This window comes from Mycoplasmopsis arginini, from assembly GCF_900660725.1.
GTDB classification, from domain to species: Bacteria; Bacillota_I; Bacilli_A; order Mycoplasmatales; family Metamycoplasmataceae; genus Metamycoplasma; species Metamycoplasma arginini.
Window position 1 is genome coordinate 667,054 of sequence record NZ_LR215044.1, and the last position, 15,512, is coordinate 682,565.

A 15,512-nucleotide genomic window follows, 5' to 3' on the forward strand; every position below is an offset into this window, starting at 1 on the left:
AATGACCTCTAAAAGACAGGGGTCATTAATTATATTTTTTTATAATTTCTTTTCCCATATAAGGAATTAAAACTTTAGGAATTGAAATTGTACCATCTGGATTTTGAAAATTTTCTAGAATTGCGGCAACAACACGGTCGATTGCAAGTCCTGAACCATTAATTGTGTAAGCGTATTTTGTTTTATTATCTTTTGTTCTATGTCTAATTTTTGCTCTAATGGCTTGAAAATCTTTATATATTGAAATTGAACTTGTTTCGCGATATCTTTGTTCAGAAGGAATTCATAATTCAAGATCAATGGTTTTAGCTGAACCAAACCCCATATCTCCAGTTGATAAAACTAACTCCCTAAAAGGGATTTCTAATAATTCTAAAATTCTTTTAGCATCATCGACAGTTTTTTGTCATTCAACTAATCCGTCTTCTTCTTTTACAAATTTAACTAATTCAACCTTGTGAAATTCATGTTGTCTAATTAAACCCTTGGTATCTTTTCCACCACTTCCCGCTTCTGATCTAAAACATTTTGTATAAGCAACATATTTAATAGGATTTTCTAAATCTAAAATTTCATCATAGTGAAAGTTTGTAACTGGTACTTCGGCTGTAGGAATCAATCATAAATCTGTGTTTTCGATTTTAAATAAATCCTCAGCAAATTTAGGTAATTGACCTGTACCATAAAGCATATTAGAATTAACAAGGTGCATAGGCATAATTTCTTTATAACCATTTTGAATATGTGTATCTAACATGAAATTTTCTAGTGCTCTAATTAATCTTGCTCCATCATTTTTATATAAAGCAAAACGAGATTTAGCTAGTTTAACTGCCCTTTGAAAATCAACTATATCTAGTTTAGTTGCGATTTCATAATGTGGTAAAACATTTTTAACTAACCCACGACCTAGATTTGGATATTCTCCAATACAAACGTTATCATTTTCATCTAAACCAAGTGGAACATCATCATAAGGAATATTAGGAATTTGTAGTCTTAAATCATCGACTAATTTCACAATTTCATTTGTTTCATTTTCAATTTCAGAAATTTCATTTTTGATTTTATTCACTTCTTCCATTAATAAATCACAAGATTCGTTTCTTCTTTTTTTGATTCCAATTTCTTCGCTCAATTTATTTCTTTGCGCCTGTAAAACTTCAAGGTTATGAATTAATTGATTTCTTTTGTCCCCTAATTCATAAATTTTATCTAAAGCTGAATGGTCAAAGTTTCTATATGCAAGTTTTTTTAATACTTCTTCTTTATTTTTTAAAAGATATTTTAATTCAATCATTTTCAATTCTCCATTTTAAAACTATCAATAATTGTATACTTTTTTTTACAAAAAAGTAAAATAGTTATTGTCTTTAAAAGTGGATAGGTGTCAAAAAAAATATAAAATGTCGCTTTGTGCTACAATTAAAAAGATATGAAGAGACAACATTCACAAGTAATTGGGATATTTGAAAAGAGATTATGACAATCAAAAGATCGTAGAACATTGATTGTTGCTTTTCGTGTTCTTGAAAATGATAAAAATAATCCAGTTAATGTTAATTTATACAATTCTATATCAATAACTATTAAAGATAATTTATTTGAAGAACTTAAAATTCAAGCTTATGATAAGACTTATGAAATAACAATTTATAAAAACGATTCATCAAAATATTCTGATAGTTATTTAATTAACTATGATTATCCACTTAAGATTGTTCAAAGTGAAATAACGAGCAATGAGTCTTTAAATTATATAAATCGAGTAATTAAGTTACCAATTTTTAAAGATGTGGAAAATATTAAGACCAATATTTTAATAAAGGAACTAGGAGAAAATGTTTTCCAAAGAATATACGATTCAAAAAAAATGTTTGGTCCTGATTTTGGAATTGAAGAAGAAAAGTGAAACCAGTTTGTGAAAATAGTGAAAGACAATTATCAATATATAGTTGATATGACCCACTTATTTAAAATTAATGTTTCTTATTCAGGATGTAAATTAATTTTAAATAAATTCGATAGCTTAAAAAGTTTTTTAAATGAATATTTTGACAGTTTATATGATTTTTATTTTGATATTGATGAAGACGAAAAAATAAAATTATCTGATATTGATAAGATAGTTAAAGAATATAATCCTACTTCACTATTTCAAAAGAATTCAACTTATTTATATTCTGTACTTGAAGATTACTTTTTTAATTCCGGTAATACAAGAATAAAAAAAGAAGATTGTTACAAAATACTACTTGAATATTCTAAAGAAGAAAACCTTGTAACTAATATCGATCATTTTTATGATGCAATTAATTTGTTATTAGAAAAACGTCTTTTAGTTGAACTAGAGTATAATGATGGATCTTATTACACAACTCGTGACACCATTTATATGGAAGAATATATTTTAAAACGTCTAGCTAATTTAAAGAAAAAAGAGAAAAGCAAAGCAAATATAATCTTTAGTATCCCTTCGAAATTTGATGATAATCAAGCCAAAGCAATTAAAGCAGCTTTAACTAAAGACTTAGTTTTAATTACTGGAAACCCTGGAACAGGTAAAACATTAATAACTAATGAAATCATTGATCAATTATTAGACAATTATCACGAAGAAGATGTTGCCATCTTAACGCCAACTGGAAGAGCAACAATAAATATTAATGCTAATCAAGAAAGAAAAAGAGCTCAAACAATTCATAGTTTCTTATGGTGAGATCAAGATACAAACAGATATTTTGTTAATGAAAATGCACCTTCTGATGTAAGCATTTTAATTATTGATGAGTTTTCAATGGTTCCATTAGGTCTTTTTTATAAATTGTTAAAAGGAATTTCAAAATATACTTTAGAAAAAATCATATTAGTTGGTGATAAAGATCAACTTCCAGCTATTGGTAGCGGTTATTTAATTAAAGACTTTATTGTAAATGATATTTTTGACACAATTGTGTTAAAGAAAATTTACCGTCAGGCAGGAAATTATGAAATTGTAAATGATGCTTTAAAAATTAATGATGGACTTTTTCCCGAATTTAGTTCTAAAAACTCTCAATTTTATCCTACTAAAAGAAAAGATTTAAAATACAAAATCATTGACAAAATTGAAGAACTTTTAGCAAAGGGATATGATAAAAAAGAAATTGCTGTTTTAAGTCCTATGTATAAGCATGAAACAGGAATAGATGAATTGAATGAAGTTTTATCTACTTATTTTAGAGAAAAAGAAAAACCTGAATTAGCGATATACCGTGATCGAATCCTAGCCTTAAACGATAAGATTATAAATTTAAACAATGATTCTAAATTAAAGGTTTTTAATGGTGAAATAGGATACATTTCAAAATTTATTTATTCTACTGATTCTAAAAAAGAAAAAAAATTAACTCATGTAACAGTTGATTTTGATGGTAATGATAATAAATCTGTTACTTATTCAAGAAATTCTTTCCTTGAAAACACATATCCAGCTTACTGTACTAGTGTTCACAAATATCAAGGTAGCGAGTGTAAAGCTGTTATTGTTGTGTTATTTTCAGAGGCTAAAAGATTGATAAGTAAAAAATTAATTTACACAGCAATTACAAGAGCAAAAGAGTATAGTGTTATTGTTGGAGAAAAAGAAGCCTTAGAGTTTGGAATTAATAATGATAATGATTCAAATAGAATAACTAATATTCGATATTTATGACAAAAGAAATATAACAAGTAGTAAAAAGGAGAAATATGAAACTAATTGTTGGTTTAGGAAACCCAGGAATTGATTATGAAAAAACTAGACACAATGTCGGTTTTATGGTAATTGACAAACTATCTGAAAAACTAGAATGTCCCTTAAAAGAAAAAAAGTTTAATGGTATTTTTTATAAAGATAAGGATGTTATTTTAGCAAAACCATTAACTTATATGAATAACAGTGGAGAATTTGTTAAAGCAATAGTTGAATATTATGATGTTTTAATTGATGATATTATTGTTGTTTATGACGATATGGATACCGAATTAGGAAAAGTTACTATTCGTCAATCAGGATCTTCAGGTGGACACAATGGAATCAAAAGTATTATTCAACATTTAAATACTCAAGACATTAAACGCCTAAAAATCGGCATTGGTAGAAACGAGAATGCAATTAATTTTGTTTTAGGTAAATTCAGTTTTGCTGATTCAAAAATTATTGAGAAAGTTGTTGATGCCGCCGCTGATGCTTTAATTCAATTTATCGGAAATGATATTAGATATGTAATGAATAACTATTCAGGTAAAATCTATGGAAAATAATTTTGAAAATTTAGAACAAAAATTTTTATTTGAATTTGAAAAAAATAATATAGATAAAAGTTCAACTTTTGTTTTGGGAATTAGTGGCGGTCCAGATTCAATGTGGTTGCTAAATTTAATGAAGAATTTAAATGTTATTGTTGCTTGTGTTAACTACAATAAAAGAAAAGATGCTTGAAATGATCAAAAAATTGTCGAAAATTTTTGTTCAAAAAATAATATAAAATGTGAAACATTAGTTTTGGATAAAAATCAAAAATATGATGGTAATTTTCAAAAAATTGCCCGTGATCAAAGATATGATTTTTATCAAAAAATTTATAATAAATACAAAGCGTCAGCATTGATTTTAGCTCATCATAAAGATGATAATTTAGAAACTTATTTATTTCAAAAGCAAAGTAAAAGACAACCTAAAAATTACGGAATAGCTAATATTAATCAATTATTAGAAATGACTATTTTTCGTCCAATGATTAATTTATGGTTTAAGGATGAAATATTAACATTTTGTAATTTCTTTAATATTCCGTACGCACTTGATTATACTAATTTTTTACCTATTTATACGAGAAATAAAATTAGAATAGAATTAAAAGAAAAAACAAAAATTGAAAAACAAAAACTTATTGATGAAATGAATTTTATAAATAAAGAATTAGAGCATAAAAATTTAATTGTTAAAGATAAATATTTAAATTTTAAAAACTCTGATTATAATTACAAATTATTAGATTTGGACTGTGAGTTTATTAATGAAATTTTGTTTGAATTTTTGCATGATAATATCGAAAATGTTAAAGTTTGTAAGAATAAACTAAATCTTTTTAAAAACTATATAAAGTCAACAAAAAATTTTAAGCATTTTAAAATTAACGACAAAAATTATGTTTATAAGCATCAAGGAAAATTAAAAGTAGATAAAATTTAACTTTTAATCTATAATATAACATTATTAATTTTAATTAATATTTGATAAAACAAGAAAGGAGTTTTATATGAGTGCAAATAATCATTCTCCTAAACCAAAAGAAAAAAAATCAATTGGTTTATTTGGAGTAATTGGTATTTTCATTGGTGTGATTGCCTTAATTATTTTGATCTTAATCGCCGTTGATCAAATTAGAGCAGCCTCAATTAAATACGAAAATTTGAACTTTTTAGAAAAAGTTGTAAGAGAATCTACTAAAAGTATAAATGATGACTTTTATATTTCACAGTGAATTGAAAATACTTACGGAGATACTTTAACTGTTACAGTTGTTGGTAAGGCCACGGATATTGGAAACATTTTAAATAATCCAAGTTATCCTTTTACATCGTATACTTTCACAATTAATTTAAGTGGTTTATTAGAAAGAGAATTGCCACAAGCGATGCTGAGTTGAACTGGCGCTTCAACATATTATGGAGCAATTCAAAAAGCAATAACTGGTGATAATGGTGCGATGGGAAGCGTTATATCAACACCAATTCCTAAAGCAGGAATTTTTGATAAATATATAAGTCCAGCAATTAATGTAATTTTCTTTGGAATTATTATTATTGCAATTATTTTTAGCCTTAAATCAATGGCTAAAAGAGGAATGGGCGGTGAATTTGGAATTGGGAATAAATCATTAGCTCAAAGAGTATATTCAGACAAGAAGTTTTCAGATATTGCCGGAAACGAGGAAGTTAAAGAGGAAGTTTTTGAACTTGTTGATTATTTAAAAAATCCTAAAAAATATGATGCAGCGGGAGCAAGAATTCCTAAGGGTATTTTATTAGGAGGCCCTCCAGGAACAGGTAAAACTTTAATTGCTAAAGCCACAGCAGGTGAAGCAAATGTTCCATTCTTCTTTATTTCAGCCTCAAACTTTGTTGAAATGTTTGTTGGTCTTGGTGCTAAACGTGTTAGAGATATGTTTGAAGATGCAAGAAAACATGCTCCAGCAATTATTTTTATTGATGAATTAGATGCTGTAGGTAGATCAAGAGGGGCCGGAATTGGTGGTGGAAATGACGAGAGAGAACAAACACTAAACCAATTATTAGTTGAAATGGATGGTATCAAAGAAAATAGCGGTGTCTTAATAATGGCTGCCACAAATAGAACTGACGTTTTAGACCCAGCCTTATTAAGACCAGGTCGTTTTGATAGAACAATCACCGTTGGATTACCAGATATTAAAGAAAGAGAAGCAATTTTAAAATTACACTCTAGAGGAAAAAGAATTGATAATTCAATTAATTTTGCTCAACTTGCAAGAAGAACACCAGGCTTTTCAGGGGCGCAACTTGAAAATGTAATTAATGAAGCTTCTTTATTAAGTGTTAGAGAAAAAAGCGAATTTATAACATTGGATCAAATTGATGAAGCAATTGATAGAGTAATGTCAGGACCTGCTAAAAAATCAAGAACAATTTCTGAAAAAGAAAACATTGCTGTAGCTTATCACGAAGCCGGACATGCTGTTGTTGGTTTAAAAATTAAAGGTGGAAACAAAGTGCAAAAAATTACTATTATTCCACGTGGTCAAGCGGGCGGATATAATTTAATGATGCCTGAAGAAGAAAAATACAATCATTCTAAATCTGAATTATTAGCAATTATTACATCATTTATGGGTGGCCGTGTTGCTGAAGCAATTATTTACGGAAAAGATAATGTTTCAACTGGTGCTAGCGATGACATAGCTAAAGCTACAAATATTGCTCGTAAAATGGTAACAGAATGAGGTTTATCAGATCTAGGTCCTATTAAATATGAAGAAGATACTTCTAATCCATTTTTAGGTAGAGACTATATGAAAAATGCTTCATTTTCAAGTAAAATTGGACAAGAAATTGATGAAGAAATTAGAAAGATTATTTTAACCGCAGAAAAAAATGCGCACAAAATTATTTCGGAAAATCGTCAATTACTAGAATTAATTAAAGATGCTTTAATTATAAAAGAAACAATTGTCGCCGAAGAAATTGAATATATTGCAGAACATATGAAATTACCAGAAAATCTAACTCAAACCAAAGAAACATTAAAAGAAGAATATTCAGAAAAAGATTTTAATATTTTATTTAATGAAGTGTCTGGTCAAAAAAATATTTTTGAAGATAAATATAAAAAAGATCTCGAAAAAGAACTAGCTAAACATTCCGTTTCTGACAATGAAGAAGATAAAGAAACAAAAGAAAGCAAAGAAGAATCAGACTAAAATTAATAATTTAGAAAATTACGACCCAAAATGGCCGTAATTTTTAATTACAGTTTTTGCACTTAATTGCTAAATATAGTTATATTTACTTATTAAATTATTAATAAATATTATAATTAAAAAGGATTTAAGTAATAAATCAAGTAATTTAACTAAAAAAACAAAATAAGGAAAGATTATTATATGAAAAAAATTTATAAAACTTTATTACCATTAGGTGCTATTGCATCAATTACTATTGTTCCAATTAGTGCGCTTTCATGTGCTCAAACCGAAAAACAATTATTTGAAGCTGAAATTAAATCAGTTCAAGATATTATTAAATCAACTTCAAATGGATTTACAGCATCAACCAAAGTTAAACTATCTAAAGCAGTTTTAACTGCACAACAAGCTTTAGCAGCAGCTCAAAACGATCAAGAAATTAAAAAAGCTAAAGAAGCTTTTATTAATGAAGTTGCCGCAATTAAACTTTCAGACGGAAAACCTGACCCTCAACCTCAACCAAACCCACAACCAAACCCACAACCAAATCCTGGAACTTCTTCAAAAGAAGATCAAGTTGTAAAAGCACTTTCAAATATTTTTACAATTGTGGAAAGTCAAAAGGATACTTATGGACAAAAATTATTACAAAAACAAGTTTCATTATGATATGACAGAGTTGGTAAAAAATTAGTTGTTACAGATAAAGGAAAAACACCAAATTGAAAAGGTGACAAGACAAATCTTTTTGATATTAAATCAACCGCAAATTTAAATGGCACTCAACTTGTTAATGTTACAAAACCAACATACACGAACAAAAACAACCAAGTAGCATTATCTTCGCAATTAGACTATGATATTAAAGTAAAAAGTCAAACTGATGCTGAAAATGACACTAAAACTGTTGTTTATGAAGTTATTATTAAATATAAAACTGCAACATTTAGTAACACCGGAAATCACGCTATTTCTAAAGAACAAAATAAATCAGTTGTTGAAATAACAGTTACCGTTTCTAAGTCAACTCAAATCGACGAAGGATCTACATCAGGTAATACAGAAAACCCTGATGCAGATGTACAAGAAATTAATGCCTGAGCTGAAACAACTAAAAATAAATTTAAAGTTAATACAGGAATTGATAAAGAAGCATTTAAAAAAGGGTTAAAAGAAAAAAGCATTGATTTATACTTTAGTTACAAAACATTTAAGGTAGCTAAGGTTGCTAAAGGTGGACACCCTAACTGAAAAACATTACAAGACAATGATTTTATTTTAGTGCCAGTAAATGATTTTGAATGACAACCTGGCGGAAAACAATATCAATTAGCTCACCCAACAAATTCAACATATAAAAAAGGTAAATTCACTAATATTAACACTCAATTAGATTACGAAGTTAAAGAAGAAAGTGGAAAATTTATATTAGTTCTAAAATATAAAGGAGCACAATACATTAAAGGTCAAGCTCCAAAAATTGGTACACAAGAAATTACTTGAGAATTAGAAATCGCTTAAAAATAAAAAGAAAAATAGTGGAGGTGAATCCACTATTTTTAATTCCTAAAAATTAAATATCACCAGAATTTATTAACATTTTTTTAATATCATTAATTAATTTTTTAGAAAAAACACCTCTTTTTAATCTGCTTTGTTCTTCTAAAAAATCTAATTCATTATAAATACGATAAATCAATTTTAATGGATAATTTAGCTTTGTTATTGACTCTTTAAAATCGTGTCAATCAATAACGTTAAACTTGTTATCGTTATAGCATTTAATATCTAGATCAAAATCAATATATTTTATAATTTCATCTTCAATAAAAAAAGGGCTTGCCAAGTTAACATAAATATGATTTTGTCCATTTTCATTCAATGTAATCGAAGCATTATAAAATCTGTTTTTAGCAAAGAAAAATAAAATTGGTTTTGATACAACTCAATTTATTGATGTTTCTTGAACTTTGGTTTTCATTAATAAAACAACAACAAAATCATCAAGATTAGCGACAATTTTACATCCTTCATATTGACGATATAATGTACCATCATATTTAAAAGCTTGAATTGTTGTTAACTGTCCCATTTGATACAGTTTTCTCGGTTTTCTTTCTTCAGGTTTTTCCTGATCATCTTGTTGTATTAAATCATGAAAACTTCTAATGTCTTTATTAGAATTCATGTTTCCTCATTCTTATTAAAATATATATGTTATAAAAAAACTATTAAATAGTAATTTATCAATTTAAATTATAAACAAAAACATGCAAAAAAGAAGTATTTTAAAAAAATTAAAATCATATTTTTGGATACAATTTAAATTATGAGATTAAGACATAATAAAAATGCAATTATTTTGCTTGAAGACAGTGAATTTTATATTAATAATTTTCCTTATGAATTAAAAGAAAATACAGTTCTGGAAATCGGTATGGGTAAAGGTAAAATGTTGTCTGAACTTGCTTTTTTGCATCCGGAAATTAACTATATTGGGATGGAAAAATATTCTACTCCAGCTTTATCAGCTCTAAAGAAAATAGAAAAAAATTCTTTAAAAAATATGAAAATAATTGTTAAAGACGCAATTGATTTGGATAAATATTTTTTAGGAAAGGTTAAAAGAATATGATTAACTTTTTCGGATCCTTGGCCTAAAAAAAGACACTTTAAAAGAAGGTTAGTTTATAAAACTTTTTTAGAGCAATACAAAAGAATTTTGGCTAAAGACGGAATGGTATATTTCAAAACCGACAATCAAGGACTGTATATGTTTGCTTTAGAACAATTAGAAGAATTTAAAGGAGCAAATATTATTTATCAAACAACTGATTTACATAATTGCAATTTCGAAATTGAAAATTGTTTGACTGATTATGAACAAAAATTTAAAAACGAAGGTAAAAATATATATTTTATAGCTTTCAAATTTTAAACACAGCGTGCTGTGTTTTTATTTTACTTTGTCTTCTTTTTGGTATAATTAATATATTACTTTTGTAATATATTATAGGAGGACATTTATGCTAATTGACGATGATAAAGAACTAAAACCAGAATTAGAAGACAAACCGGAAGATAAAAATGAACAAATAGAAGATTTTTATATTGTTAACGACGAAATTCAAAGAGTTTTTGATGAAGAAGCCAAGGAAGAAATAGTTGACGACGAAGATGAAGAATATATTCCACAAGATAAAGAAGGTTATACTGTTCAAAGTCAAATTTTAGATAGCGAAGAAAATGGATTAAAACCTGCTGATTTAGCAACAGTTATGAAAAACTCATTTTTAGAATATGCAATGAGCGTTATTGTTGCTCGTGCTTTACCAGATGCTAGAGATGGATTAAAACCTGTCCATAGAAGAATTCTATACGGTATGAGTGAACTTGGTATGTTTCATAATGTTCAACATAAAAAATCAGCGCGTATCGTTGGGGATGTATTAGGTAAGTACCACCCACATGGTGATAGTTCTGTTTATGAAGCTATGGTTAGAATGGCTCAAGACTTTTCTTTACGTTATCCTTTAATTGATGGTCATGGTAACTTTGGTTCTATTGATGGAGACTCTGCTGCTGCTATGCGTTATACTGAAGCGAGAATGTCTAAAATTGCTGGAGCAATGGTAGATGGTATCAAAAAGAACACAGTTGATTTTATTGATAACTATGATGGTACTGAAAAAGAACCTGTTGTCTTGCCTTCAAGATTTCCTAACCTATTAGTTTCAGGATCTTATGGAATTGCCGTTGGTATGGCAACAAGTATTCCTCCTCATAATTTAGGCGAAGTTATTGATGGTGTTTGCGCTTTAGCAAAAAACCCAGACATTACAATCGCAGAATTAATGCAATATATTCAAGGGCCAGATTTTCCAACTGGCGGAATCATTTTTGATAAGGAAGGATTAATCAGAGCTTATGAGACTGGAGTTGGCCGTGTAACTATTCGTTCAAAAGCGACAATTCAAGAATTAAGCAATGGTAAATCTAAAATTTTAATTACTGAAATTCCTTATGGAAAAAATAAGTCTTCTTTAATTGAAAGCATTAGTCATTTAATTAAAGATAAGAAAATTGAAGGTGTTTCAGACTTTAGAGATGAATCAAACCGTGACGGAATTAGAATTGTTATTGAAATTAAGAAAAACTATGTTCCTGAAGTTATATTAAATAAACTATTTAAATTAACAGAATTCCAAACTAGATTTTCATTTAACATGGTTGCTCTAGTTAATAACGAGCCCCAAAAGTTAAATCTTAAATCAGCTTTAGAAGTTTATTTACAACACCAAATAAATGTTGTAACAAGAAGATTACAATTTGATTTAGAAAAAGATTTAGCAAGAGCACACATTTTAGAAGGATTAAAAATTTGTGTTGAAAATATAGACCGTGTTATTGCTATTATCAAACAATCTAAAACTGATGCAGAAGCACAAAAGAAACTTAGTGATGAGTTTAATTTAACAGAAATTCAAACTAAAGCCGTAGTTGATATGAGATTAGGAAGATTAACCGGCTTGGCTATTGAAAAAATGAACGAAGAATTAAATCAACTTCACGAAAGAATTGCTGAGTATAGAAGAATACTTGGCGATAAAAATGCTTTAATCGATTTAATTGTTAAAGAGTTACAAGAACTAAAAGAAGCATATGGTGATAAACGTAAATCAGAAATTAATTGAGAAGAAGCTTCTGATATCAATAATGAAGACTTGATACCTAGAAAAGATGTTGTTATTACAGTTACAACTAACGGTTATTTAAAACGTCTTGACTTAGATGAATATAAAGAACAAGGACGTGGAGGTGTTGGAGTTTCAACAGCTAAAACATACCAAGATGATGATATTCAAGATATATTGGTAGCAAACACCCATACTGACTTATTAATTTTTACTACTGATGCAAGAGTATATCGTGTTAGAGGATATGAAGTTCCAATTGGGACAAAACAATCCAAAGGTGTTCCAATTGTTAATATTATCGGTTCACTTGGCAAAGATGAAAAGGTTGTAAAAATACTAAGTGTTGATGATAGTGATTATGAAAAAGAAAAATTCTTAATTACTGCAACAAAAAAAGGTATTATTAAAAAATCAAGTTTATCTCTATATAAATTAATTAATAAAAATGGTAAATTAGCATTTGGATTAAAAGAAGGCGATACATTAGTTGATGCTTTAGTTGCAACAGATAGTGAAGAAATTTACATTGCAGCAAATAACTCAAAAATGTGTAGATTTGATATTGCAGATATTAATTCAATGGGAAGAATTGCAGCTGGTGTTATTGGTATTAAACTTTCTGATAATGAAAAAGTTGTATCAGTTTCAACATCTTCTGAAGGAAAATATATTTTTAGTTTAGGCGCTAATGGTTTTGGTAAATTAAGTCCTGTTGATACCTTTAGAAAAACAAGAAGAAACTCGAAAGGTGTTTTAGCCTTGAATGAAGATAAGGCTGGCGAATTAGCTTACTCTGCAGCTGTTAAAGGAACTGAAGATATTATCGTTATTACTGACGAAGGTGTTTCAATAAGATTTTCATTAAAACAAGTAAGCATTACCGGAAGAAATACAAAAGGCGTAAAACTGATTAATCTAAAGAAAAGAAATTCATCAATTGTTGGTGTAGCTAAAATAGTTAATGAAACTGAAGAAGAATCACAAGAACGTGAATTAACTGAAAATGAATTAAAAGAAGTTACACAAGATATAGATCTAGATTTAGTAAATCAAAATTTAGACCAAAATGAAGAATAATTTACTCATTTAAAAATTTTTATCATTAAAAATAATATAATATAAGTGTATTTAAAAAGAAGCACTAGATGTTGCTATATATTAAATACGCATAGTTGCTTAAAAAAAGCCCAATCTGGGCTTTTATTTTTTAAAATTTTTCTTAAAATAAGGTTTGTGTTATAATTTTTGGCATAAAATGAAACAAAATAAATTGCAAATTTTAAACAAAATAAATTAAGGATAAGAGGCCACATTTTTTGTGGCCTTTTTCTTTTAAAATTGAAAGGAAATTAAACGTCTAAAAGCAAAAAATTTTTACTATCTCTTACTTTAATAGCACCAACAATGGTTATTCCTATGTTATCTATTTCTTGCAACAACAAAGTAAATCAAGAAGATACAACCAAAGCTAAAACGCTATTAGAAAATGAAATTAAATTAATTGAAGAATTATTTAATGCAAATAAAAACTCTTTAGCTTTTACTAAAGTGCAAGCAAAAACTTATGAAGTTGCTATTAGTAATGCTAAAAAAATATTGGCAAATTCAACTAAGTCAATTGAAATTGAAGCCATTACCGTTTTAATTACAAAAGCAAAAGAAGAAATGAAAGCTAATATTACTGCTCTTTATTCAAAAACTGATCAAGAATTATTAATATTAGCTGAAGAATACTTAACTTTTAGTTATCCAAATATTTCAGAAACAAAATTAGCAGATGCTGATGTAGAAAAAATTGCTTATACCTTACCAAAAGAATTTGAGTTTAGTAAATATAAAGCAGTAAAAAATGAAGAAACATCAGATATTACAATTATTTATAAACTTCAAAAAATTGGTTCAGATTTTGGACATACTAAAAACCAATCATTTACTTTAAAAGGTTGAGCTAAGTCAGAAGCTGATATTCAAAAAGAAAATCAAGAAAAAGAACAACTAAATCAAAATCTAACTTCTTTAAAAGTAAGATTCTTAAATGAAAAAGCTTACCAACATGTTAACACTAATTTAACAATTAATAACTTTGAAGATAAACCAAATTTTGTTGTTGATGAATACAATAAAGATTTATATAATTTTGAACTTTCAAATCTTGTTAAAGAAAGTGAAAATACATTTAAAATTGATGTTTTATTAACTTCAAAAACTAATGAAGAAATTAGTAAGAAAGCAACAATCTTAATTGATAAAGAAAGATACTCAAAAGAAAATTCAATTAATCCTCATAATCTAACAGAACAAGAACAAATTGCATACTTAAATGCTCAATTTGAAGAATTATATATTTATCCTTTTTATTCAAAAGATAAAACTTTCTTACAAAGAGAAGATTACGCTAAATTGACTGATAAATCATATTGATTAACAAAGAAAAATAATCAATTACATTATTTATTTAAAGAAGTAAGGTCTGAAGAAGAAACTAGAAAAGTTATTGTAGAAGTGTCTTTTGACAATTGATTAGAAAGTCCAAAAACTTCAAGAGAAATTATAATTGATTTATCTAAACTTGGTGTTGATGAATTAAATAAAATTAGAAAAGAAAAAGGTCAAGACCCTGTTGAAGATTATGAGGCTCCAAGTGCAACAATAGACGAAGTAAAATATAGCAAAGTTGAACTTGTTGATTTTCAGGATACGACAGAAGATGAACACTTAACAGAAGTGGCTGGATATAGATATATTCATGATAAAGCTTTAAAAAATCTAAAATCAAAACCGCTTTTATTATTAAACAAGGAAGTTGAAGACTTAATTAAATCTGAGGGAGAAAACTTTGTTAGAGCACAACATTTTGTATTTAACAGAGAAACACTCAAGAGAGATTCTGAGCTATTTTTCTATAACTATACAAAAACATTTGTTGATATTCAAAACGTATTAATCTTTTCAAAACCAGTATTTGAAGGTGAAAAACTAAAATCTATTAAAATTACATTTGGAAGTTTATCAGATATTATTAATAGGGATTATTCTAAATTAAGTTCAACAAGATTAAAAATTGATACAACAAAATACGGTGAGGCAGATCTTAAAAAACTTGAATTAACTGAAGAAATTAAAGTCAAGGGTTTTGATAGAAAATTAACATATAATGGTAAATATACTAAAGCAGATTTTAAACTTGAAAATCTAGTATATACAACAAAAGTTCCTGAAGGTTATACAATGATAAAACCAACTGAATTTACAGTAAATAAAAATGAAACAAAAATTTCTGTTGTTGTTAGATATCAAAAAGACGGTATTGAATCATACGCTTTTGTTACTGAATTCCCCGTGAAATAAT

At 27.3% G+C, this 15,512-nt stretch carries 10 protein-coding genes; 8 read left to right on the forward strand and 2 right to left on the reverse strand.

All coding sequences use genetic code 4. The annotated features are described in order from the left end of the window. Nucleotides 1-25: 25 nt before the first annotated feature. Nucleotides 26-1,300 (reverse strand): serine--tRNA ligase, encoded by a 1,275-nt coding sequence (gene serS / locus EXC38_RS03010; protein ID WP_129694767.1) that lies wholly within the window; start codon nt 1,298-1,300, stop codon nt 26-28. A gap of 135 nt (nt 1,301-1,435) precedes the next feature. Here serS and EXC38_RS03015 point away from each other — a divergent pair, with 135 nt between their 5' ends. The 5 genes from EXC38_RS03015 (at nt 1,436) to EXC38_RS03035 (ending at nt 8,987) form a co-directional block, all read left to right on the forward strand. Beyond that, nucleotides 1,436-3,715, forward strand: coding sequence for an ATP-dependent DNA helicase (locus EXC38_RS03015; RefSeq protein WP_129694768.1), 2,280 nt, complete (start codon nt 1,436-1,438; stop codon nt 3,713-3,715). A gap of 14 nt (nt 3,716-3,729) precedes the next feature. After that, on the forward strand, nt 3,730-4,284 hold the full coding sequence (pth, locus tag EXC38_RS03020) for an aminoacyl-tRNA hydrolase (RefSeq protein ID WP_129694769.1): 555 nt from the start codon (nt 3,730-3,732) through the stop codon (nt 4,282-4,284). After that, nucleotides 4,274-5,215 carry a tRNA lysidine(34) synthetase TilS gene (tilS, locus tag EXC38_RS03025; RefSeq protein ID WP_129694770.1) on the forward strand — a complete coding sequence of 314 codons (942 nt, stop codon included), beginning with the start codon at nt 4,274-4,276 and terminating at the stop codon, nt 5,213-5,215. Before pth ends, tilS begins: the two co-directional genes overlap by 11 nt. A gap of 67 nt (nt 5,216-5,282) precedes the next feature. Further along, a complete protein-coding gene (gene ftsH, locus EXC38_RS03030; RefSeq protein ID WP_129694771.1) occupies nt 5,283-7,481 on the forward strand; it encodes an ATP-dependent zinc metalloprotease FtsH in 2,199 nt (732 codons plus the stop codon). Between the two features lie 183 nt (nt 7,482-7,664). Further along, entirely contained in the window at nt 7,665-8,987 is a 1,323-nt protein-coding gene (locus EXC38_RS03035) for a hypothetical protein (RefSeq protein ID WP_129694772.1), read from the forward strand. Nucleotides 8,988-9,039: 52 nt separating this feature from the next. On the opposite strand, the gene EXC38_RS03040 is transcribed toward EXC38_RS03035, so the two are convergent. Then, complete coding sequence (locus EXC38_RS03040) at nt 9,040-9,654, reverse strand: DUF402 domain-containing protein (protein ID WP_040543573.1); 615 nt, start codon at nt 9,652-9,654, stop codon at nt 9,040-9,042. Between the two features lie 141 nt (nt 9,655-9,795). On the opposite strand from EXC38_RS03040, the gene trmB reads away from it, so the two are divergent. The 3 genes from trmB to EXC38_RS03055 all read left to right on the forward strand — a co-directional run bounded on the left by trmB (nt 9,796) and on the right by EXC38_RS03055 (nt 15,511). After that, a complete protein-coding gene (trmB, locus tag EXC38_RS03045; RefSeq protein WP_129694773.1) occupies nt 9,796-10,404 on the forward strand; it encodes a tRNA (guanosine(46)-N7)-methyltransferase TrmB in 609 nt (202 codons plus the stop codon). A gap of 88 nt (nt 10,405-10,492) precedes the next feature. Then, the gene (gyrA, locus tag EXC38_RS03050) at nt 10,493-13,240 is read left to right on the forward strand and encodes a DNA gyrase subunit A (RefSeq protein WP_129694774.1); all 2,748 of its coding nucleotides are present in this window, start codon (nt 10,493-10,495) and stop codon (nt 13,238-13,240) included. A 327-nt stretch (nt 13,241-13,567) separates the two neighbouring features. Then, complete coding sequence (locus tag EXC38_RS03055; protein WP_129694775.1) at nt 13,568-15,511, forward strand: hypothetical protein; 1,944 nt, start codon at nt 13,568-13,570, stop codon at nt 15,509-15,511. Nucleotide 15,512: the final 1 nt, after the last annotated feature.